Annotated in this window: 20 protein-coding genes and 3 tRNA genes; 17 read left to right on the forward strand and 6 right to left on the reverse strand. The window is 60.8% G+C overall.

The features are described 5' to 3' along the window. Positions 1-40: 40 nt before the first annotated feature. Together PWJ82_RS06535 and PWJ82_RS06540 are read left to right on the forward strand one after the other, a co-directional pair. Complete coding sequence (locus PWJ82_RS06535) at positions 41-385, forward strand: DUF3039 domain-containing protein (protein WP_274735925.1); 345 nt, start codon at positions 41-43, stop codon at positions 383-385. Further along, the gene (locus PWJ82_RS06540) at positions 346-2,163 is read left to right on the forward strand and encodes a DEAD/DEAH box helicase (protein WP_274735927.1); all 1,818 of its coding nucleotides are present in this window, start codon (positions 346-348) and stop codon (positions 2,161-2,163) included. Before PWJ82_RS06535 ends, PWJ82_RS06540 begins: the two co-directional genes overlap by 40 nt. 49 nt (positions 2,164-2,212) lie before the next feature. On the opposite strand, the gene PWJ82_RS06545 is transcribed toward PWJ82_RS06540, so the two are convergent. Beyond that, entirely contained in the window at positions 2,213-3,568 is a 1,356-nt protein-coding gene (locus PWJ82_RS06545; protein WP_016442947.1) for a nicotinate phosphoribosyltransferase, read from the reverse strand. Positions 3,569-3,650: 82 nt separating this feature from the next. On the opposite strand from PWJ82_RS06545, the gene clpS reads away from it, so the two are divergent. The 6 genes from clpS (at position 3,651) to rdgB (ending at position 7,811) form a co-directional block, all read left to right on the forward strand. After that, entirely contained in the window at positions 3,651-3,989 is a 339-nt protein-coding gene (gene clpS / locus PWJ82_RS06550; RefSeq protein WP_274735929.1) for an ATP-dependent Clp protease adapter ClpS, read from the forward strand. A gap of 2 nt (positions 3,990-3,991) precedes the next feature. Continuing rightward, positions 3,992-4,660, forward strand: a complete 669-nt coding sequence (locus PWJ82_RS06555) for a DUF2017 family protein (protein ID WP_274735931.1) — start codon at positions 3,992-3,994, stop codon at positions 4,658-4,660. A gap of 9 nt (positions 4,661-4,669) precedes the next feature. Next, complete coding sequence (gene murI / locus PWJ82_RS06560; protein WP_274735933.1) at positions 4,670-5,482, forward strand: glutamate racemase; 813 nt, start codon at positions 4,670-4,672, stop codon at positions 5,480-5,482. Beyond that, positions 5,479-6,276 carry an MBL fold metallo-hydrolase gene (locus PWJ82_RS06565; RefSeq protein WP_016442943.1) on the forward strand — a complete coding sequence of 266 codons (798 nt, stop codon included), beginning with the start codon at positions 5,479-5,481 and terminating at the stop codon, positions 6,274-6,276. The genes murI and PWJ82_RS06565 overlap by 4 nt, the downstream gene beginning before the upstream one ends. A 129-nt stretch (positions 6,277-6,405) precedes the next feature. Next, on the forward strand, positions 6,406-7,197 hold the full coding sequence (gene rph / locus PWJ82_RS06570) for a ribonuclease PH (RefSeq protein WP_274735935.1): 792 nt from the start codon (positions 6,406-6,408) through the stop codon (positions 7,195-7,197). Beyond that, positions 7,188-7,811 (forward strand): RdgB/HAM1 family non-canonical purine NTP pyrophosphatase, encoded by a 624-nt coding sequence (gene rdgB / locus PWJ82_RS06575; protein WP_274735937.1) that lies wholly within the window; start codon positions 7,188-7,190, stop codon positions 7,809-7,811. Before rph ends, rdgB begins: the two co-directional genes overlap by 10 nt. A gap of 100 nt (positions 7,812-7,911) precedes the next feature. On the opposite strand, the gene PWJ82_RS06580 is transcribed toward rdgB, so the two are convergent. Then, positions 7,912-8,448 carry a DUF4916 domain-containing protein gene (locus tag PWJ82_RS06580; RefSeq protein ID WP_026429485.1) on the reverse strand — a complete coding sequence of 179 codons (537 nt, stop codon included), beginning with the start codon at positions 8,446-8,448 and terminating at the stop codon, positions 7,912-7,914. A 128-nt stretch (positions 8,449-8,576) separates the two neighbouring features. Between PWJ82_RS06580 and PWJ82_RS06585 the strand changes: the two genes are divergently transcribed. The 5 genes from PWJ82_RS06585 (at position 8,577) to nhaC (ending at position 12,675) form a co-directional block, all read left to right on the forward strand. Further along, the gene (locus tag PWJ82_RS06585) at positions 8,577-8,900 is read left to right on the forward strand and encodes a hypothetical protein (protein WP_274735939.1); all 324 of its coding nucleotides are present in this window, start codon (positions 8,577-8,579) and stop codon (positions 8,898-8,900) included. Then, positions 8,884-9,354, forward strand: a complete 471-nt coding sequence (gene bcp, locus PWJ82_RS06590; protein ID WP_274735940.1) for a thioredoxin-dependent thiol peroxidase — start codon at positions 8,884-8,886, stop codon at positions 9,352-9,354. Before PWJ82_RS06585 ends, bcp begins: the two co-directional genes overlap by 17 nt. Positions 9,355-9,474: 120 nt before the next feature. Then, a tRNA-Leu gene (locus tag PWJ82_RS06595) sits at positions 9,475-9,556 on the forward strand. A gap of 230 nt (positions 9,557-9,786) precedes the next feature. Then, positions 9,787-10,959, forward strand: coding sequence for a MalY/PatB family protein (locus PWJ82_RS06600; protein WP_274735942.1), 1,173 nt, complete (start codon positions 9,787-9,789; stop codon positions 10,957-10,959). 114 nt (positions 10,960-11,073) lie between these two features. Next, a complete protein-coding gene (gene nhaC, locus PWJ82_RS06605) occupies positions 11,074-12,675 on the forward strand; it encodes a Na+/H+ antiporter NhaC (RefSeq protein ID WP_274735944.1) in 1,602 nt (533 codons plus the stop codon). A gap of 29 nt (positions 12,676-12,704) precedes the next feature. On the opposite strand, the gene aroE is transcribed toward nhaC, so the two are convergent. The 4 genes from aroE to PWJ82_RS06625 form a co-directional block, all read right to left on the reverse strand. After that, the gene (gene aroE, locus PWJ82_RS06610) at positions 12,705-13,562 is read right to left on the reverse strand and encodes a shikimate dehydrogenase (RefSeq protein WP_274735946.1); all 858 of its coding nucleotides are present in this window, start codon (positions 13,560-13,562) and stop codon (positions 12,705-12,707) included. A gap of 4 nt (positions 13,563-13,566) precedes the next feature. Next, entirely contained in the window at positions 13,567-15,543 is a 1,977-nt protein-coding gene (locus tag PWJ82_RS06615; protein ID WP_274735947.1) for an AMP-dependent synthetase/ligase, read from the reverse strand. A 69-nt stretch (positions 15,544-15,612) separates the two neighbouring features. After that, positions 15,613-16,356, reverse strand: coding sequence for a fumarylacetoacetate hydrolase family protein (locus PWJ82_RS06620; protein ID WP_274735949.1), 744 nt, complete (start codon positions 16,354-16,356; stop codon positions 15,613-15,615). Between the two features lie 82 nt (positions 16,357-16,438). Then, positions 16,439-17,632 (reverse strand): MalY/PatB family protein, encoded by a 1,194-nt coding sequence (locus PWJ82_RS06625; protein ID WP_274735950.1) that lies wholly within the window; start codon positions 17,630-17,632, stop codon positions 16,439-16,441. A 25-nt stretch (positions 17,633-17,657) separates the two neighbouring features. On the opposite strand from PWJ82_RS06625, the gene gltX reads away from it, so the two are divergent. The 4 genes from gltX to PWJ82_RS06645 all read left to right on the forward strand — a co-directional run bounded on the left by gltX (position 17,658) and on the right by PWJ82_RS06645 (position 20,656). Then, the gene (gene gltX, locus PWJ82_RS06630; RefSeq protein ID WP_274735951.1) at positions 17,658-19,160 is read left to right on the forward strand and encodes a glutamate--tRNA ligase; all 1,503 of its coding nucleotides are present in this window, start codon (positions 17,658-17,660) and stop codon (positions 19,158-19,160) included. A 236-nt stretch (positions 19,161-19,396) separates the two neighbouring features. Further along, positions 19,397-20,299 carry a hypothetical protein gene (locus PWJ82_RS06635; RefSeq protein ID WP_274735952.1) on the forward strand — a complete coding sequence of 301 codons (903 nt, stop codon included), beginning with the start codon at positions 19,397-19,399 and terminating at the stop codon, positions 20,297-20,299. 187 nt (positions 20,300-20,486) lie between these two features. Beyond that, positions 20,487-20,558 (forward strand) — tRNA-Gln (locus PWJ82_RS06640). A gap of 25 nt (positions 20,559-20,583) precedes the next feature. After that, positions 20,584-20,656 (forward strand) — tRNA-Glu (locus tag PWJ82_RS06645). Positions 20,657-20,845 lie beyond the last annotated feature (189 nt).

Genomic DNA, 20,845 nt, shown 5'->3' on the forward strand with positions numbered 1-20,845 from the left:
GCGTCTTCCCCGGGCCGGCCCGGGCCGTACAATAGAGCCCATGAGTACTTCCCTTCCCGATCCTTTAGGAACTCCGGGCGCGCCATCGGCCCCGGCCGGCCCGGCTACGGAATCTCAACAATCCGTCGGGGTGCTGGAACGCACCGAAGAACGCCTCTCCCACGGTGATGAGGAACGTTTTTCCCACTATGTCCGCAAGGATCGCCTCGTGGCATCAGCCGTATATGGCCAGCCCGTGGTGGCGCTGTGCGGGAAAATTTGGATTCCCTCGCGCAACCCGGACCGCTACCCGGTGTGCCCCACCTGCAAGGAGATCCGTAAACAGATGGGCAACCAAGGCTCCGGATGGCCTTTCGGGCCGGACGTGCCGGGAAGTGGCAAGTGAGTCTACACCGCTCGATTCCCGCTTCCACCCCGCATACCCCCTCCGTTTCTGCCGCTTCGAATCTCCCTCCGGCTTTCCCGGCCCGCGCGGCTTGGGGAACCACCTCGAGCCTGCGTTCGTGGCAGGCCGAAGCGCTGCGCCTCTACCTGGAACGCATGCCCCGTGATTTCCTCGCGGTGGCTACCCCCGGTGCGGGAAAAACCACCTTCGCGCTGCGCGTCGCCGTCGAAATGCTCGCGCGCCACGAGGCCCGCACCATCACGGTGGTCTGTCCCACCGAACATCTCAAAACCCAGTGGGCGCAGGCCGCGGCTCGCGTAGGTATTCAGCTGGACGCTGATTTTACGAATGCGCAACGCACCGAGGGATCCTTCTTCAACGGGGTGTGCGTGACCTACGCGCAGGTGGCCGCCAACCCGGCCTTGCATCGTGAACGCACCGGCGCCCGGCCCACTTTCGTGATTCTGGATGAGATCCACCACGGCGGGGATGCCCTCTCCTGGGGGGATGGCATCCGCGAAGCTTTCACCCCCGCGGCACGGCGCCTGGCCCTCACCGGAACACCGTTCCGCTCGGATACGTCGCCCATCCCTTTCGTCACCTACGAACCGGACGGCTACGGAAACCTGCGCTCCAAAGCTGATTACACCTACGGCTACGCGCAGGCCCTGCGCGATGGAGTGGTCCGGCCCGTTATCTTCCTGTCCTATTCCGGGCAGGTGCGCTGGCAAACCAAACAGGGAGACGTGGTGGCGGCAACCCTGGGGGAGCCACTCACCAAAGATATGACGGCGCAGGCGTGGCGCACCGCACTCAACCCGGACGGGGAGTGGATCCCCGAGGTGCTGTCCGCCGCGAACGAAAGGCTTACGGTGGTGCGTCGCTCGCTCCCTGATTCGGGTGGGCTGGTCATCGCCTCCAACCAGAAAGACGCGCGGGCCTACGCGCAGATCCTTACCGAGATCACCGGGGAGGCACCCACGGTGGTGCTCTCCGATGATGCGGGCGCGAACGAGAAGATTGCGACGTTCGCGGATTCGGATTCCCGGTGGATGGTGGCGGTGCGCATGGTATCCGAAGGGGTGGACGTGCCGCGGCTCGCGGTGGGCGTCTACGCCACCTCAGCCTCCACTCCGCTCTATTTCGCGCAGGCTATCGGGCGTTTTGTGCGGGCCCGCCGCCGCGGAGAAACCGCCACGGTGTTCCTGCCCTCGGTGCCGGTGCTGCTGGAGCTGGCCGCACAGATGGAAAAAGAACGCGACCACGCGATTTCGAAGCAGGCGGAGGTGGCCGGCTGGGAAGATGAGCTACTGGAAGCCGCCAACCGGGAAGAAAAAGCCAGCGAGGAACTGGCCGGCCCGGGCTACGAAGCCTTGGAATCGGGTGCGCTTTTCGATAGGGCACTTTTTGACGGCGGTGAATTCGGGCTCGGCGCGGCTGTCGGTTCGGAAGAAGAAGCCGATTTCTTGGGGATTCCCGGGCTATTGGAGCCAGAAGAAGTAACGACGCTGCTGCGGGCCCACCAGGCAGAGCAGGCGAAAAAGGCCCGTACTCAACGCCCGGCCTCCGGAACCGATGAACTCACCCGGCGGCGCACCGCCCGCAAGGAACTCACCCAGCTGGTGGCCGCCTGGGCGAAGAAAACCGGGGATCCGCACGCCCTTATTCACACCGAACTCCGCCGGGCCTGCGGCGGTCCGGAAGTGGCACGGGCTAGTGCCGATCAGATTGAGGCACGGGTGAAAACACTGCGGCGCTGGTTCGTGGGCCAGCGCTAAGCGCGTAACCCCGAAGCAGCGCCGCAGCGAGCGGGAAAGCGAGCGGGAATTAAGCCGCGGCGTCGTCGCCCGGGAAAATATCCACCATGCGGGTGGGGATAGCGGGTTCCCCGGCGGAGAGGCGCCAGCCGTCATAGGGGAGAGCATCGCGTGAGGTGTCGTGGCGCAGACGCGCGGCGGAGAGGACTTCCGTGCCGCAATAACGTTCGTCAATGCTACCGGCATTCACCAGGTGAACCTGGAGCGGGCGGGCGCCCTGCTTCTCCAGGTAGGCCAGACCCTCGGCGAAACTCGAGGCGCTCACCACCAGCTCTTCGGTGGCATGCCCGCCGCTTTCCAGGCGCCCGGCAACCTTGAGCCCGCCCACCGAGGCCTTGTTCTCCGAAGCCTTGGCGACCTCCTCGGGGCGGCCATCCGCGCCCTCGCGCTGAACCAGCTTGTAGACCATTTGTGCGGTGGGAACCCCCGAACCGGTCACCAGCCGGGTACCCACTCCGTAGCCGTCCACCGGAGCGGAATTGAGGGCCGCAATAGCGTACTCATCTAGGTCCGAGGTAACGGTAATCTTCGTGGAGGTGGCCCCCAGGCGATCCAGCTGCTCGCGCACCTTGAAAGCAGTTGCGATCAAATCACCCGAATCGATACGCACCGCGCCGATCTCACCGCCGGCCGCACGCCCGGCAGCTACCGCATTCTCCACGCCCTGCGCGATATTGTAGGTATCCACGAGGAGGGTGGTACCGGTGCCCATGGCCGCGATCTGAGTGTCGAAAGCTTCCCGCTCCGAATCGTGAACCAGGGTGAAAGAATGCGCCGAGGTACCGGAAACCGGGATACCGTACTGGCGTCCGGCTTCCAGATCCGAGGTGCCCACAAAGCCCGCAATATAGGCTGCGCGCGCCGCGGAAACGGCGCTGCGTTCGTGGGTGCGGCGCGCCCCGAAGTCCACGCAGGGCCGGCCGTGCGCCGCAATCGTCATCCGCGAGGCAGCCGTCGCCACCGCCGAGTCATAGTTGAAAATAGATAGCGCGAGAGTTTCCAGCACGCAGCACTCCGCGAAAGTTCCCACCGCGGTGAGAATCGGAGAGCCGGGGAAGTACATTTCACCTTCCGCGTAACCCCAAATATCACCGGAGAACCGGAATGTGCGCAGCCACTCCAAAGCGGAATCGGAAACGATCTTATTGGCGCGCAAATACTCAATTTCTTCTTCCCCGAAACGGAAATTCTTCAGGGCGTCGAGGAGGCGGCCCGTGCCGGCCACCACCCCGTAACGGCGCCCGCCCGGGAGCCGGCGCGCAAAAATCTCAAAAACGGCCCGCCGTTGGGCCTTTCCCGACTGCATGGCGGCATCCACCATGGTCAGCTCGTACATATCAGTGAGCAAAGCAGTTGAAACACTCATAGGCCCGAGTCTACCCGCGCCCGCCTGAGCTGGCCGGGGATGATTGGCCGCGCCGGTTAGAGCTTGGCACTAGGATGGAGATATGAGCGCGCACCCATCTTCTGAAGATTTAGGGGCCAGCAGCCCAGCCACCCGCACCGAAAGCCTCACGCTTTTCGAAGCGGTAGCCGGCCCTGCCCGTGCCTGGCGTACCGTTGTTCACGATGACCCGATCAACCTCATGAGCTATGTGCAATGGGTGTTCCAATCCTACTTTGGCCATTCGGCCGACCGTGCCCTCACTCTCATGCTAGAGGTCCATACCCGCGGGCGCGCCGTCGTATCAACCGGACCGCGCGAGCAGATGGAAACAGACGCCCGGGCCATGCACACCTACGGCCTGCTCGCCACCATCGAAGAAGAACCGGAAGGCGGGAGATAACCATGCTGCCTTTCCGCCCCGCCCGCGGCGGCTACCGCGCCAGTGTTGACGCGACCGAACGCCAACTTTTTGCCGGACTCGCGCGCGATGTTGCAACGCTGCTCGGCTACAACCTGGACGAAGAAATGCAGGCAGAAGGTGGACTAACCGGCCACGTCGCAGGCACAAGTAGCACCCAGAACGCGGAAGAATCCAGCGATGTACTCGCCTCCTACGAACGCGAATTAGCTGACCTGGAGAGTACACGCTGCTACACCCCGGCCAGCAATATGGATACCGCCCTCGCCCGCCTCTTGCCGGACATGTCGGAAGAGCCCGCGCTCGCGGACGAATTACGTTCGCTTACCGAATCCGCGGTCTGCCACACAAAAATCCGCAACTTGCTAGTTTTCTACACCTCGCTGGCAACCGAAAAAGTGTGGGTGAGTAACGAGGACGCCGGGGCGTGGCTGGCCGGCGCCAACGATATCCGCATTGTGCTCGGCACCCGCCGCAATATCACCACGGCGGCAGAATCGCAGGCGGTCACGTCGCGTGCACTCACCATTATGGAATCCGAACGCCCCCAGATCGATACCACCGATGACATGATCGGGGTGCTCTACGTGATTATCGCGTGGTGGCAAGATTCACTCATAACTGCCATTCAGAACAAGGACCTGCGGCGGTAACTTGACAGTATGGATTCCCGTCCCATTGGTATTTTTGACTCCGGCGTAGGTGGCCTCACGGTCGCTCGCGCCATTATTGACCAGCTTCCCGGCGAATCTATTACCTATATCGGGGATACCGCGCACTGCCCCTACGGCACCAAATCCATCCCCGAGGTGCGCGCCTACTCCATGGACATCATGGATAAGTTGGTGAGATCCGGTGTGAAAATGCTGGTCATCGCGTGCAACTCTGCTACTTCGGCGGCGCTTGCCGATGCTCGGCAGCGCTTTGCTACGGAAATGGGGATCCCGGTCTTGGAAGTGATTCGCCCGGCGGTGCGCCGCGCGGTACGGGCCACTCGGAACGGGAAAATCGGGGTGATCGCCACCCCAGCCACCATCGAATCAGGTGCCTACCAGGATGCTTTCACCGCTGCCCCGAATCTGGAACTCACCACCCGGGCTTGCCCGGAGTTCGTGGAGCTGGTGGAACAGGGGCAGACGGCCGGCGCCCAGGTGCAGGCGGTGGCTGAACACTACTTGGCCCCGGTGCGGGCGGCCGGGGTGGATACCCTGGTACTTGGCTGCACCCATTATCCGCTGCTCGCTGGCGTGATCTCTTACACTATGGGGGAGGATGTCACCATCGTCTCCTCCGCGGATGAAACCGCCCGCGATGTTTACCGCGAACTAGCCACCCGCGATATGTTTGCCGGCCCGGGCACCCCTCGGCGCCGCTTCTACGCCACCGGTGACCCGGTGAGTTTCGGGCGCCTCGCCCGCAGATTCCTCGGTCCGGAAGTAGGAACCGTGCTATCTACGGAGGAACTCTCGGCATGAGACTGACAATCATTGGATGTTCCGGCTCGATGTCGGGGCCCGAATCTCCGGCCTCGGCCTACCTCGTGCAGGCGGAAGGAATGGACGCGAACGGTGCGCCGCGCACCTACACCTTTACGCTGGATTTCGGCCCCGGAGCCATGGGCCACCTACTGCGCTATACCGACCCGGCGCTTGTGGATGCCATGGTGATCTCGCACCTGCACGCCGATCACTGTGCGGACCTCATCGGGATGCAGGTTTATCGGCGCTGGCACCCCTCCGGCCCGCTTCCCCGGGTGGCGGTCTACAGCCCCGGCGATGCTAGGCGGCGCGCCCGCCAGCTGGGTGACGACGGCCCCGAGGAAACCTACGATGATGTCTTCGATTTTCGCCAGGTTCGTAGTGGGGATACCTTCCGCATCGGCCCTATGACCATCCAGGCGTTCCCTGCCCTCCACACGGTGGAAGCTTTCGCCTACCGGATCACCGGGCCCTCGGATATTCGCCCGGGGGAGAACGCGGTGCTCACGTTCACGGGGGATACCGATATGTGCGACGGCGTCGTCGCCGCGGCGCGCGGCGCCGATCTGCTTCTTTCCGAATGTGCTTATGAGGACGGACGGGATACCGTACGCGGTATTCATCTCACAGGTTCGCGAGCCGGCGCCTTGGCAGCGCAGGCCGGTGCACATGAGATGCTCCTCACCCACCTGCAGCCGTGGACGGATCGGGATTCGGTGCGGGCCGCGGCGCAGGAAGAATACGAAGGCCGGGTGGCCTGCGTGCGGGCCGGCGAAGCCTTCCGTATCTAAGCCCCGCGCGAGTTGAGTGGGGCGGTAGCGGCGTGAAGTGCCGCGGTTAGGCGTGCGTGGCTGTGAGGAAGCGCGGCTTCGCTTCTCCTGCGGATTTTTCATGTCGGAGCGGCGCGGTAGCCTTAAGCCATGACTGATAAGAACTCCAGCGCCACTCGTGCAGATGGGCGCGCCGCAGATGAGATGCGCCCCGTCACCATTGACCGCCACTATTTTGAAACCGGGGAAGGCAGTGTGCTGGTGCGCTACGGGCGCACTACCGTGCTCTGTGTTGCCTCTTTTGAAGAAGGGGTGCCGCGCTGGCGTAAAGGCAGCGGGGAAGGCTGGGTTACTGCTGAATATTCCATGCTTCCGCGTGCTACCTCGGATCGCTCACCGCGCGAATCGGTGCGCGGAAAAATCGGGGGCCGCACCCATGAGATTTCGCGGCTTATCGGCCGCAGCCTGCGTGCGGCTGTTGATATGAAAGCTTTGGGGGAGAACACCATCACCCTGGATTGCGATGTTTTACAGGCCGACGGCGGAACTCGCACCGCGGCCATTACCGGCGCTTTCGTGGCCCTGGCGGATGCCATCTCCTGGGCTCGGGCACGTAAGTTGGTGCGGCGCCCGGTTCTCACCACCTCGGTTTCCGCGGTGTCTGTGGGGGTTATTGACGGCCAGCCCCGCCTTGACCTGCCCTATGAAGAAGATGTGCGGGCTGATACCGATATGAATATCGTGGCTTTGGGCAGTGGGGACTACGTGGAAGTTCAGGGAACTGCCGAACACCACCCCTTTAACCGCGCTGATCTGGCGGCTTTACTTGATCTGGCGGATAAGGGCACGCGTGAGCTTCGTGAGCTCCAGCACCGGGTGCTTTTCGAGGGGGATAATCCCGTGCGTAGCGATGTTTTTACCGGTGGTGAGCAGTGGAAGTAGCGCAGTCGCGGCGCGTCGTCGTCGCTACCGGAAACGCCCATAAGGTCACGGAACTTCGCAATATTCTGGCGCCGTGGTTACAGGGAATTGAGCTCGTGTCCGGCGCGGAATTTGAGGTTCCTGAACCGGTGGAAGACGGCACCACGTTCGCGCAGAACGCTCTCATCAAGGCGCGGGCTTACGCGCGGGCCACCGGACTGCCGGCTATTGCCGATGATTCGGGCCTGTGCGTGGATATTTTAGGTGGGGCGCCCGGGATTTTTTCGGCGCGCTGGAGTGGTGCCCACGGGAATGACGCCGCAAACCGCGAGCTCCTCCTCGCCCAGCTGGCCGATGTGCCGCGGGCCAATCGTGGCGCGCATTTCCATTGCGCGGCCGCGTTGGTAACCCCGGAGGGCAGTGAGGAAATCCGCGAAGGTGATATGCCGGGTAATCTCCTTAGCGCTGAACGTGGCAGCGGCGGCTTTGGATATGATCCCATCTTCGCGCCGCTCGGCTTCAATCGTTCCAATGCGGAGCTGAGCCCGGAAGAAAAGGACGCGATCTCCCACCGCGGCAAAGCTTTTGCCGAGCTAGCCCCGGTAATTGTGCAGGTGCTGGCCGAGCGGAGTTAGTGACGCAAAGGTAGCCGGGCAGCGGAGCGGTGTTCCCCGGATTCGTGTGAACACCGCTTACACGCCTCATAACCGCCGCTGTAAGCGCTGTTTACAACGGTTAGCAGCGGCCAATATAGCCGAGCGCGGCGCGCAGGAGAGCGGCGTGCCCATCAGACATTTCCGCTTGCAGCTCCGCGGTGCGCGCCTCCCCGGGCGTGAACCAGGTGAATTCCAGGGAGTCATTTCCCGGATCGCAATCCCCGTGAATAGGGATGATATAGGCCAGATCAACGCGATGCTGGCGTGCATCGTAATACCCGGCCTCCGGTTCGGGAGTGGGGAAGTATTCGGTGACCGTGAACGGTGCCAGGTACGGTGGAAGTTGAGGAAGTGCCACCGAGCCTAGGTCTTTATCGATATGGCGGATGAGCGCGGCGCGCACCGGTTCGTGGAAGAGGACCCGCCCCGAGGGGAACTCCCGCAAAATTCCCTCAGAATCGGCACGCAGCAGCATCCCGATAGCGATCACCCGCCCGGTTTCATCCAGGCGAACCGGAACAATATCCACGTACACCATCGGGACCTTGTGCCGGACAAATTCGAGTTCTTCGGGGCTGAGCCACGGACCCATATCAGCTGCGTCGACTTCACTCATGTCTTAATTTTGCCGGGCTTCGCGGTCCCGTGCTTCACTCCACGCTACCCGCGAAACATCTGCATTTTCGCGTAGAGCGCCGGCGCGGGCCGGGTGCGGCGAGTCATGCGGAAGCTAGACTGAGTGGCATGCGCCAAGCTCGATACCTCAACTACCTAGCCCTCGCTATTCTTGTGCTGGGCGTGGCAACCCTCATTTTAGGTTGGTATATCGCCATTAGCGGGAATCTTCTTCCACAGTACGGAGTGATTCTCACACTCGGAACAGTTGGAGCGGTGGCCTGCGGGATCGGGTATCGGAGCGAACGCCCCTGGATATTCGGGGCCGGTGCTGTTTTTATGCTGTGGTTCGCGCCCACACCCCTGGGGCTGTGGCCCCTAGGCATCGGTATCGCCATGCTGATCGCGTGGGCCGTGCTTATTGTGAAGGAAAATAATGTTAAATTCTGGTGATCGTGCCCCCGATTTTACTTTGGAGAGCACGGCGGGAACCTTCCGGCTATCCGAGCATCTGAACGACGGCGCCCGCGGCGTCATCGTGTACTTCTACCCGAAAGCAAATACCCCGGGGTGTACTACCGAGGCCTGCGATTTCCGGGATAATCTCAATTCCCTGCGGTCGGCTGGTTACGCCGTGGTGGGAGTTTCCCCTGATTCGCTCACTTCGCTGGAGAAGTTCCGGGAGAAGCAGGGGCTCAACTTTGTGCTCGCCTCGGATCCGGATCATGCGGTAGCAAGCGAATGGGGTGCCTGGGGAGAAAAGCAAAACTGGGGTAAAACGGTTATCGGGATGCGCCGCTCCACCGTAGTGGTTAATCCGGATGGCACCGTCGCAGCGGCTTTCTATAATGTGAAAGCTACCGGGCATGTGGCACGGTTACGGCGCGATCTTGGTATCGATGAGTAATCGGGAGGAATGAGCCGCCGGAACACTACCGTTAGTTCTCTGAGCTTCCGGTCCTTTCTGATCTTCCGATCAGCTTCTGAATTTTCCTGCACCGGGAAATCCGCTAGGATAGACCGGTACGCGCGCGTGGCGGAATTGGTAGACGCGCTGGATTTAGGTTCCAGTGCCTTTGGGCGTGAGGGTTCGAGTCCCTCCGTGCGCACTCTTGTCATGTCATCACCACGTCATGACCTATAAACAGTCCGCGCTCCCGTTTTATTTGCGTTCTCGAATTAATATTTGCAGTCCCTACCTGTTGGTGACACTTCACATCACGTTGTGATAATAAAACTCTCACGTTGACAAAACTACTATTCCCCGAGTATGTTTTGAAACAAAACAAAGGGTGAGTGTTCAAAGAAGTTCACCTCCCTTTGTGGCAAGGAGGCTGCAATGATGCGCATAGCTACAGATCGGTTCGAGGAGCGCCATCGTGTAATCAACCGGCGTGGTACCTGGTCTGCTAAATGGGAAAGCCTGCCTTCCGACCACATCTCCCTATCCGTTGCTGAAATGGAATTCGCGTGTGCTCCCGCAATCCGCATGGCTATTGAGAATGCCGCTGCTCGAGGTATCTACAGCTATACGGAGGTTTTCCCGGATTTTGCGGGTGCATGTACATCGTGGTTCGCGCGTCGTCACGGTACCGAGTTTGGCGAAGAATCCGTCGTTTTCGTTCCCCGCATTGTGGAAGCGACAGCGATGATCTGCGCTCATATGCTGCCGGCGGGAGCGAAGGTCATCACGCTCTCGCCGGCTTATGACCCCATCATGGAGGTGGTGCGTCGTTGCGGTTGCCGGGTTACCGAACCGGCGATGTACTATGCGGATGGTGTGTGGCGGATTCCCTTTGATCAGCTTGCCGCAACGCTGCCGGATGCTGATTTCTTCATTCTCACCAATCCCCATAACCCGACGGGACGCACCTTCACCCAAAAGGAACTGGAACAGTTGTCCATGCTGCTAGCAAAGAGCTCCTGCCTGGTGCTTTCCGACGATATCCACTGCGATATTCTGCGCGCCGGGCAGCAATGGTCGCCGCTAGGGCGCTACGCGGATGCGGGATTGCGCTCCCGCCTCATTACAGCGCTTTCTCCCTCGAAGAGTTTCAATATCGCCGGCCTGGAAGCCTCGGCACTCATCATTCCCGATCCCGCGCTGCGCGCCAGAATACGGGATGGGTTGCGCGCGGCTGGTTTCCATAACCCCAATTATTTCGCTATTCCGGCAGCTATTGCTGCCTGGACCCGATGCGAGGAATGGCTCGATGCCACGCTCGCCTATATAGATAACAATATGGCGCGTTTCGTCCCACGCTTCGCGGACCTATTTGCAAAGGAAAAACCCGTCATTCCGGAAGCAACATATTTGTTCTGGTGTGATACCGGGAATCTTGGCGCCGCTGCGGCAGCGGAGGTATGCGCCGCCGCCGGAGTACACCCTTCATGGGGTGGAGGATTCGGAGCGCAATGGCATGACTATATCCGTTTCAATCTGGCGGCGCCCCAGTTACTTCTCGATACCGCGCTGCAACGCTGCGAAGTATCCGCGCAGAAACTGAGATAAACATCAGCGTGGTTAGCGTTTCTTGACCCGAGCTGTGGTGGGTCCCTGTTTTCCATAGGGCACCCGCCGCATATTTACCGAGTAATTGTCGTCATCGACACAGCGAAAGGATCAATGATGACTTCGGAAAAGAATCCCGGCACCGAGGCCGAGATACACATGAAGAAAAAGAAGCCAACGGTCTTCCTGGCGCTTTTGCCGGTGACTTCCCTGGCATTGTTTATCGGTGGGGGATACATCGGCTTTGATTTGCCCGTTGAGCCCATGATTATCGCGGCGGCAGCCGTCGCAGCCTGTGTTGCTAAATACCTGGGGTATAGCTGGGATGAGATGATCGAATCCGTGGCTGAAAAGACAGCCAAGGCGTGGCCGGCACTTCTTATCCTTCTCACCGTGGGGTTACTCATCGGTGCGTGGATGATTTCAGGAACAATCCCGTATCTCGTGTACTGGGGGCTGGCCATTATTGACCCGCGGTGGTTGGCCCTGGTCGCCCTGCTCGGCACCGCCGTCGTATCCCTCTGTACCGGAACCTCGTGGGGATCCGCAGGCACCATCGGTGTTGCCTTCATGGGCATCGCCATCGGGTTGGGTGCTGATCTGCCAATGATTGCGGGAGCGGTCGTCTCCGGTGCTTACTTCGGTGATAAATTCTCCCCACTGTCCGATTCGACAAATATTGCCGCGATGATTACCCGCGTGCCACTGTTTACTCATATCAAGAACCTGACATGGACCACCGGCACCGCGCTCATCATCGGCGTTATTGTTTTTGCGATCGTGGGAATCAAAGGATCCGCTGCGGGAGTCGACACTTCCGCGGTACAAGAAACCCTTGACCAATTAGCAGCCGGTTTCCATCTCACGCCGTGGCTCCTGGTGCCTCCTATCGTAGTTCTTGTTGGTGCGGCGCTGCGTTTCCCGACTATTCCGGTCATGATGGCGGGTGTTGCCCTTGGGCTTTTCAATACCTTCGTCTTCCAGAAGTCGAGTATCGCCGATGCCTTCACGGCGCTCGTCAAGGGATTCAAGCTCGACATGATTCAGCGGCCCGAATGGGTTAGCCTGACCCCCAGCGATGACATGGTGACCTTGCTGGAACGCGGTGGAATGAACTCCATGCTGGGGACCCTGGCGATCTGTTTCTGTGCGCTGGCATTCGCTGGAATTATGGGTGTTTCGCATTCGCTCGATTACCTTATTGAGAAGCTGCTGCATCGCGTGAAGTCGCGTTTCGGCTTGGTTGCTAGCACCATCGGCGTAGGGCTGGGAACCATTTCGGTGACCTGCAACGGTCAGATCTCCGTCATTATGCCCGGCGAAGTACTGCGCCCGGCATACGTACGTCGCGGCTATCACCCCATGACATTGGGCCGCACCCTCGAAGACTCCGTGACCGTGACTGAAACACTATTCCCGTGGACAGCTGCCGGTGCGTACATGGCGGCAACCCTCGGGGTGGAAACTCTGCATTACGTTCCGTGGGCTGTTGTTAACTGGTCTGGCATGATAGTGGCTCTTATTCTGGCCGCAACCGGCTGGGGTATTCAGATGCTCAGCCGCGAAGAACAGGTACGGATGCTCGAAGAGGACGATATGAACGAGAGTCATATTATTCGCTACGGTGATGGCACTCCCGGCCCGAGTGCAGCAAATCCGGAAGCTGCCCTGGTTGAACCCGCTGGTGGCACCGGCTACCATAACGCAGAAAACTAGCGGAACCGAAAGACCATCCGCGCAATAATCTACTGGCACAGGGCCGCCCGCATGACCTCCACGGGAATGTCGGTGCGGCCCAGCCAGATTTCCTCCGCAAAAACACCTTGCCACAGCAGCATATCCAGGCCGGATACGCAGCCCGCGCCGACCCGGCGGGCTCGCTGGAGGAGCTCAGTTTCTAACGGTTCGTACACCGCATCAAAAACAATGTGCGCGGGGCGCAGCCAGTTTTCGGGAATCAGCGCTCCCGGATAAACACTCATCCCCACACTTGTGGCATTGACCAGAAGCGAAGCCGCATCGACCTCGCGGCGGAGCGCGTCCTCATCACTGAGGTCACAAAGCTGGGCATCCACACCCGTCTCGGCACGCAAGCGACCGAGGATACTGACGGCGCGCTCAAAATTCTGCCCACGCCGGGAAAAAACCCGGATACGGGACACGCCTTCGAGGGCGGCCCGAGTATAGATCGCACGCGAAGCTCCGCCAGCTCCCAGAACCACCAGCGCTTCACCCGGGTCATAGCCGGCCGCCCGTACCGCTGCAAAAGCACCGCGGCCATCGGTGTTATGACCGACCGTGCTCCCATCCTCGCGAATGTGAACGGTGTTTACGGACTCCATGAGCCGGGCATCGTCGGAGAGCTCATCAACAAGCTCATACACGGAGGTTTTATGTGGCATCGTCACGTTAAAACCGCCAAAACCAAGGTCGCATAAAGCAGTGACTGCCCGAGCGCCCGAATCCGGCGCGATATCATACGCGAGGTAAACAGCGTTCACGCCCAGGTGGGAAAAGGATGCGTTATGCATGGCGGGAGAGCGGGAATGTCCCACCGGATGCCCGATCACGGCGTAACTAACCGTGCGCCCATTAATCCCCATCGTGCTACTTCTCGCCGCCGCCTACCGCTCCAGGGTGCTGATCATCCTGCTGACCAGACTGCATCCCGTGCTGTCCGAGCATACCGCGCCGCCGCAGCCGCCCAAGCCGGCGCTGTGCGCGCCGTTCTTTCCGGGCGGCGCGCCGGCGTTCCTTCGCCTCCGATTTCTTCGTGGATTCGGAGTGATTCGCTCCGTAAATACCATCTACCACATCGCGGTACCGTTCGAGCACCACTTCGCGGCGCACCTTAAGCGACGGCGTGAGCAAACCATTCGCCTCGCTAAAATCCCCGGGCACAATCACGAATTTACGAATGGATTCCGCACGCGATACCTGCGCATTGGTGCGGTCAATCGCGCGCTGGAGCGAAGCGTTAACCGGCTCAGAATTCATTGCCTCCGCCGGAGTCATCTTCGGCAAACCGTGCGAAGAAAGCCAGGAGGGAAGCATCTGCGCATCAAGAGTAATGAGCGCGGAAATAAAGGGCTCGCCATCACCCAAAACCACCACATTGGAAATGAGGGGATGGGAGCTCAGCTTATCCTCCAGCACCGCCGGTGCCACATTCTTGCCCCCGGCCGTCACGATCAGGTGCTTCTTTCGGCCGGTAATGGTGAGGTTGCCGCGCTTATCGAGCGTCCCGAGATCCCCGGTGTGGAACCAACCATCCGCAAAAGCGGCCGCGGTAGCTTCGGGATTGTTATGGTAACCGCGGAAGACAGAGTGGCCCTTGACCAAGACTTCGCCGTCGTCGGCAAGTTTGATGCGCATGCCCGGAAGCGGCCATCCAACGGTACCCAACACGGGATTCGCCGCGCGCGTGGCATTTGCCGGACCGGTAGTTTCCGTGAGGCCGTAACCTTCGACCACCGTTAAGCCGATGCCGCGATAGAAGCGCCCCAGGCGGGTACCCAGCGGCGCCCCGGCGGAAATCGCGAAACGAATTCGCCCGCCCATTGCCTCGCGCAATTTATTGAAAACCAGTTTGCGTGCCAGTGCACGCTTCACCGCGAAAATCGGACTGCGCCGGCGCCGGGTGCCGTTCTGCACCGCGATGTCTGCCGCCCAGCGGAAAATCCGGCGCCGCAGGCCCGCCCCGGCTTTCGCCTCGGCCGCGTTATAGACCTTTTCCAGCACCCTCGGAACCACCAGCAGCAGGGTGGGTTTGAAAGTTTCCAGGTCGCTCATGAGATTCTTGAGATTACCTACGAAACCTACCGAAATACGGGTGGCCAAGCCGAAGTAGGCGCAAATCCGCCCCATGACGTGCGCCATAGGGAGGAACAGCAGCAGCGACGCCTGCGGATTATTGAGGATTTCCGGTTCGTAATGCCATGTTCCCAGCACGGTGCGCGCGAAATTCCCGTGGGTAAGCTCCACTCCCTTGGGGTCTCCGGTGGTGCCCGAGGTGTAAATAATGGTCGCGAGGGAATCAGCGGTGACCGCCGCGATGCGGGCGTCGAGATCTTCTTCGGGAACTTCAAGAGCCGCGGCATTGAGAGCGGCGCGCCAATCCTCCGTCATGACGGTCGCGGGCGGAATCGCGGGCGGTGTCACCGAATCAACCAACTCCGCATGGGCGCGGGTATCGGTGAAAATATGGGTGATCTCCGCATCCGCGACCATCCACGCGATCTGCTTGGCGGAACTTGTTTCATAAATCGGCACCGGCACAACCCCGATGTGCAAGGCGGCCGCATCTAGCAGCGCCCACTCGTAAGATGTAGCCGCGAGAATGCCGATGCGTTCGCCGTGCCCCAGGCCCAGGCCGATGAGCCCGCGGGCGGTGAGCCGCACCTGCTCGAGGAATTCCGTAATCGTCAACGGTTTCCAATTCCCACCGATGGAGTTCTGGATATGCACCGCGATATCGCGCGGATACTTGCGTTGCCGCTGCGCGAGCAGCCACGGAACCGTGTGATACGGCTCGTTCTTGAAAGGAGCTTTTTGCGATAGGGAACCATCGCGATGCTTCTTCATCTATCCTCCTGCATGGGCCCGTCCGCGGTGCGGGTGCGGTCCTCGGTTGTATAGTTCGCCTGCCGGACTTTAGTTCGCCGCAAGGACCGGGTTGCGCAGCACCCCGAAACCTTCGATTTCACATTCCACGACGTCGCCCGCTTTCAGCGGCGGCTCACCGTTAAAGGCACCGGGCAGAATAATATCGCCGGGAAGTAGGGTGCAGCGCCGCGAGGCCGCTGCCACCGACTGCGCCACGGAGAGCGGATAGTCAGAGGTCCGCGCCCGGGTGTAGGTTTCCCCGTTCACCCGCGAGGTCATGGCCAGATCGCTCACGTCAATATCGGTGAGAATAAAGGGGCCCACCGGGAGCGCGGTATCAAACATCTTCTGTGCACCGTTCACATCACCGCGGGCGGTTACATCATTAATAATGGTGTAACCAAATACGGCTTCCAGCGCGCGTTCTTCGGGAACGTCCTTGGCGACCCGCCCGATAATAATTCCGAGTTCCACTTCGTGGGCGAGGCCTTCGCTAGCCCAGTCCGGAATAATAATCGGATCATCAGGCCCGCACACCGCCGTATTGGGCTTCATAAAGAAGAAGAGGTCATCAGCTGTGGCACCCGGTGCGGTTGCATTGCCGAAACCAATTGCTTTCGAGCGTGGAATCATGGGGGAGAGGAGCACGGCATCGGCAGTAGCCACCCGCTCTCCGGTAGGTTGGATCTCCCCGAAAATCGGATCGTCGGCGAGGATAACGAAGTCATCAGCGCCTTCGTCATAGACCGCGTAGCGCGGGCCCTGGCTCAAACTCAAGCGTGCTATTTTCATATCATTAACCTTAGTATTTCACCTAGACTTTAGCGACCGGCGCCCCGAAGGTGCGTTGCTGTGCTGCCTTGCTACCTGCGCGTTACGCCCCCGCCTCCAGTAGGCCTTCGATTCGGTCCAGGGCCTCCAGTGCGATTGCGCGCGGGGTCGCCAGCACCATGCGCGCCCATTGCTCAAAACCGGCGCCCGAGGCCCGCCCGGGCGTGAGTGCCACGTTGGCCCGCTCCAAAATAGCGGCGACGGCGCCTTTCGGCTCGCGCGCCTCTTCGCGGGCACGTTCCTCCTCCGCGCGCACAAATTCCGCCTCGGAAAAATCGAGGAAAGCGATATAGGTGCCTTCCACGTGGGCCATGCGCACCCCGGGCCAGGTCCGCACCCGGTTTTCCACGATCCGCAACGTTTCAGCGATATAGGAGCACACCGCGCGATTCCAATCCCGCCCCTCCTCGAAAGCGATTTTGGTGGCCCGGGCTCCCACCGTGGAAGTCGGGGAGCTCCAGGCGTTGTCAAGGGGTGCGTAGCGGGCGGTGTCGTCGTCGTTATAAAAAATGAGCTGCGCGGCCTTGAGACCGGGAATATTCCAGCCCTTCGTCGCACTGATCGCGCTGATCGTATGCGCGCGGGTAGCCGCGCTGCGCGGGCCGTAGGGAACGTAGGTGCCGTCAATCAGCACCGGGGCGTGAATGGAATCCTCAAAAACGCGGGCCCCGCGCCGCTCAACCACGGCCGCGACCTTATCGAGCTCCGGGCCGCTCAAACATCGGCCCGCCGGATTCCACGGGTTACATAAAATCAGGAGGGAACCGGGGGTGAGGGCCTCTTCCAGCGCTTCGAGGTCCAGCTCCCAGCGCCCTTCACGGAAAACCGAGGGGACTTGGCGTACTTCCCGGCCGTACCCGCCAGGAAGTGTGAGGAACGGCATATAGGCTGGGGTGGGGACAACAACCGGGGCTCCCGGGGCCGTGAACTGCGTGATCGTGATGCGCAGAGCACTGAGAACCTCGGGAATGAGGAACATCCGCTCCGGGTCGGGAGCCGGGCCGAATTGGCCGAGCCAGGTGGAAACTGCGTTCATAATCCCCGGAATTTCGCGGGGAGGAAGGTAGCCGAGGGTGCCGCGCTGCGCTGCGCTCACCAGGTAATCGCGAATTTCCGGCGCGATTCCCAAGTCCATTTCGGCCACCCACATAGCGATAGCATCCCCAAACGCGGACCATTTGTGCGATCCCTGCGCGAGGAGATCAGAGATGGTGCGAGTGTCGAAATCATATGTCATATCCGTAGCGTATCCTTAACCCATCATGGCTATCACAACTGCTACCGGACGCGAGATCCGAGTTCGTTTCTGTCCCTCACCCACCGGCACCCCGCATGTCGGTATGGTACGCACCTGCCTCTTTAACTGGGCCTACGCCCGGCATGTGGGTGGAACTTTTATTTTCCGCATTGAAGATACCGATGCAGCCCGTGATTCTGAAGAGTCGTATCACCAGATTCTTGATTCCCTGCGCTGGCTCGGGCTGGACTGGGATGAAGGGGTTGAGGTGGGCGGCCCGCACGGTCCCTACCGGCAATCCCAGCGCGGTGATATCTACCGCAAGGTCGCGGCCCATCTATTGGAGCGCGGCTACGCCTACGAATCTTTCTCCACTCCGGAGGAAATCGAGGCGCGCCACCGCGAGCGCGGGGAGGATCCCAAGCTCGGGTACGACGGTTATGATCGTGACCTCACAGAAGAACAGAAGGCCGCCTACCGGGCTGAAGGGCGCGAACCGGTGTTGCGCATGCGCATGCCCGATGAGGATATTACGTTCACGGATGTGATCCGCGGGGATATCACGTTCCGGGCCGGCTCCACCCCGGATTACGTGATTGTGCGTGCCAACGGGGATCCGCTTTACACTCTCACGAACCCCATTGATGATGCCCTCACGGAAGTGACGGACGTGCTGCGCGGGGAGGATCTGCTGTCCTCCACACCGCGCCAGATCGTGCTCTACCGTGCCCTGGAAGAGCTGGGCATCGCGAAATGGACGCCGCGCTTTGGTCATATGCCCTACGTGATGGGGGAGGGAAATAAGAAGCTTTCCAAGCGTGATCCGGAATCGAATCTGCTGCTTCACCGTGAACGCGGCATGATCCCGGAGGGCCTGCTCAACTACCTGGCTCTGCTCGGGTGGTCTTTCTCCGCCGAACGTGATGTGTTCAGCAAGGAAGAACTTGTGGAGCACTTCGATATCCACAATGTCAATCCGAACCCGGCACGTTTTGATGACAAGAAGTGCGTGGCCATTAATGCGGACCATATCCGCCTCCTTGACGTGGCCGATTACACCCGGCGCCTCGTTCCTTACCTCAGTGATGTGCTCAGCGCCTCCACCTATGAGGAGCTCACGGACCGTGAACGGGAAATTCTTGACGCGGCGGCACCGCTGGCGCAGACCCGCATGCAGCTGCTGGGGGAGGCTCGGGATCTGCTCGGTTTCCTTTTCGTTAGTGCTGCGAAACTGGAATACAACGAGAAAGCGCTGTCCAAGCTGCGCGATTCGGCGCCCGAAGCGCTGCGCGGGGCTCGTGAAGCGCTGAGCGCTCTGAATGATTTCACTCCGGATGCTATTAAGCCCGCCCTTGACGCGGCGCTGGTGGAGGGGCTCGGTATCAAACCGCGTTTCGCCTTCGGCCCGCTTTTCGTGGCGATGACGGGCACGAATGTGTCCATTCCTGTTATTGACTCCATCGCTATCCTCGGGCGTGAGGAAGCGGTGGCGCGCATCGACCAACTCCTGGAGAAGATTTCCGGGTAGTTAAGATACGGACGGGGAGGGCCGCGATGGTGGTATGTACGACGCCGCCGCCGCGGCCCGCCGCGTCTTTTCCCGCGCCGGGAACCTACTTGCGTGCCTGGGGCAGGGCCTGGGACCGGGTAGTTGTAGGCGCAGGTGACTGTGCGGGGGCGGGTGAACCTTGGGGCACGCGCGCGAGCGAAGGCGCGCGTGCGGGCAAGGGAGCGGCCTGCAGGGTATTCTTCGAGCCTCTCGACATGGATGATGGCAGCGTGGAGTGCGTTCCGCGGGTGGGGCTCTTCGGTGCGAAAAATTCCCAACCGTCCTGGCCGCTAGCTGAAGTGGGGCGTTTCCAGTGCGCGAACCTTGCGCTGGGGGAGTTCTCCATCCATTTTGCTTTTAATGCGGATATTGACCGGGTTCTTGCCGCGGATTGGGCTGTGGGTGCGCGCGAGGCCGCGCGAATCAATCATGTACTTGAGCAGCGTATTCCGCCCGAATGGGAGGCGGGTTTCGAGCCCCAACAGCTGTACTTCCACGAGGTAGCTCTACCTAGTCGCCGCCGCACTCACCGTTCCCGCCGCAGCCGCAAAGCACTTGGCTGGGAGATTAGTTCGCAGATCATCGAGATTCTCGGCCCGGCCGATAGTCCGGCGCTCCCGGAGGACTATCTTGCTTTCAGCTACCTCAGTTTCGACGTGGGCGAGTTCTTTGCTGGTCACTCCCTCGGGGAGTTCTCCAGTACCTGGTCGTTTTTCGGCGACGACGCCGGCGACTACCCCCATTCCCGCCTGGTCCGCACCGCGCTTCCGGATGCGGTCGAGCCGGATCCTTCGCGGATCTATCGGATTCTCACCGCGGCCGACTGGGTCAAGCTGGTGGAACGCTACCCGCTCCGGATTCCTCTCGACCGGACATGGAGTCCGGATGCCCTTGGCGGCCTGGATACCTACACGGTTAATTGGCCTCGGGCCCGCCGCGATTACGATGCCGTGGATATCACCATCGCCGGGGCCGTGCGCACCATGTTTTCCCCGCTACCCGCCTGTGACGGCTATGCGATGCTGACCGGTTGCACTCCCGGTTCCCGCATCTGGCTTCAGGTACCGGAAGCCTTGCGGGAGGAAGCTGAGCGGCAAGGCCGCGTGCGTGAATGGTAGCGGTGGGTTTCGGCATGGCTTGCGCGGGAGCGGTACGAGCGCAGTTCGAGCAGGTGCGCCGCTTGAACTAGCGCGGGCCGAGAACGTGGTGCGTCACACGCCGAGCGGATTTGCCAGCTCGAGGAGATTCCACTAAGCTTTTTATCTGTCGTCCTCGGGAACGTCATGATTCTGAGGTCCACACCCTTGGGGTATGGTGTAATTGGCAACACAGGTGATTCTGGTTCATCCATTCTAGGTTCGAGTCCTGGTACCCCAGCGATGATGCTTCGGCATCCTCATAGGCCCCGTTCGTCTAGCGGCCTAGGACGTCGCCCTCTCACGGCGGTAACACCGGTTCAAATCCGGTACGGGGTACAGCACAAGGCGGGAAAACTTCGGTTTTCCCGCCTTGAGTCGTTTCAGCTCAGCCGCAGTCTCTAGGATGAGAATGCAGGGGTTAATAGACAAAAATAGTTGCTAATGACGGCGTGTCGTTAGCTCCCGATCCGGCCTTTACGGATGTTTAGACCGTCTTCCCACGGGCGCTCCATGTTGATATGGGTA

The organism is Actinotignum schaalii (assembly GCF_028864145.1).
GTDB classification, from domain to species: Bacteria; Actinomycetota; Actinomycetes; order Actinomycetales; family Actinomycetaceae; genus Actinotignum; species Actinotignum schaalii_B.

Bases quoted from the DNA above. Each gene is read 5' to 3' on its own strand.
- PWJ82_RS06580 (WP_026429485.1), bottom strand. From the start codon at position 8,448: ATGAGTGAAGTCGACGCAGCTGATATGGGTCCGTGGCTCAGCCCCGAA.
- PWJ82_RS06565 (WP_016442943.1), top strand. From the start codon at position 5,479: ATGAGACTGACAATCATTGGATGTTCCGGCTCGATGTCGGGGCCCGAA.
- PWJ82_RS06545 (WP_016442947.1), bottom strand. From the start codon at position 3,568: ATGAGTGTTTCAACTGCTTTGCTCACTGATATGTACGAGCTGACCATG.
- PWJ82_RS06615 (WP_274735947.1), bottom strand. From the start codon at position 15,543: ATGAAGAAGCATCGCGATGGTTCCCTATCGCAAAAAGCTCCTTTCAAG.
- bcp (WP_274735940.1), top strand. From the start codon at position 8,884: ATGTTAAATTCTGGTGATCGTGCCCCCGATTTTACTTTGGAGAGCACG.
- nhaC (WP_274735944.1), top strand. From the start codon at position 11,074: ATGATGACTTCGGAAAAGAATCCCGGCACCGAGGCCGAGATACACATG.
- clpS (WP_274735929.1), top strand. From the start codon at position 3,651: ATGAGCGCGCACCCATCTTCTGAAGATTTAGGGGCCAGCAGCCCAGCC.
- gltX (WP_274735951.1), top strand. From the start codon at position 17,658: ATGGCTATCACAACTGCTACCGGACGCGAGATCCGAGTTCGTTTCTGT.
- PWJ82_RS06555 (WP_274735931.1), top strand. From the start codon at position 3,992: ATGCTGCCTTTCCGCCCCGCCCGCGGCGGCTACCGCGCCAGTGTTGAC.
- murI (WP_274735933.1), top strand. From the start codon at position 4,670: ATGGATTCCCGTCCCATTGGTATTTTTGACTCCGGCGTAGGTGGCCTC.
- PWJ82_RS06585 (WP_274735939.1), top strand. From the start codon at position 8,577: ATGCGCCAAGCTCGATACCTCAACTACCTAGCCCTCGCTATTCTTGTG.
- PWJ82_RS06600 (WP_274735942.1), top strand. From the start codon at position 9,787: ATGATGCGCATAGCTACAGATCGGTTCGAGGAGCGCCATCGTGTAATC.
- PWJ82_RS06620 (WP_274735949.1), bottom strand. From the start codon at position 16,356: ATGAAAATAGCACGCTTGAGTTTGAGCCAGGGCCCGCGCTACGCGGTC.
- PWJ82_RS06625 (WP_274735950.1), bottom strand. From the start codon at position 17,632: ATGACATATGATTTCGACACTCGCACCATCTCTGATCTCCTCGCGCAG.
- PWJ82_RS06540 (WP_274735927.1), top strand. From the start codon at position 346: ATGGCCTTTCGGGCCGGACGTGCCGGGAAGTGGCAAGTGAGTCTACAC.
- aroE (WP_274735946.1), bottom strand. From the start codon at position 13,562: ATGGGGATTAATGGGCGCACGGTTAGTTACGCCGTGATCGGGCATCCG.
- PWJ82_RS06635 (WP_274735952.1), top strand. From the start codon at position 19,397: ATGGATGATGGCAGCGTGGAGTGCGTTCCGCGGGTGGGGCTCTTCGGT.
- rph (WP_274735935.1), top strand. From the start codon at position 6,406: ATGACTGATAAGAACTCCAGCGCCACTCGTGCAGATGGGCGCGCCGCA.
- PWJ82_RS06535 (WP_274735925.1), top strand. From the start codon at position 41: ATGAGTACTTCCCTTCCCGATCCTTTAGGAACTCCGGGCGCGCCATCG.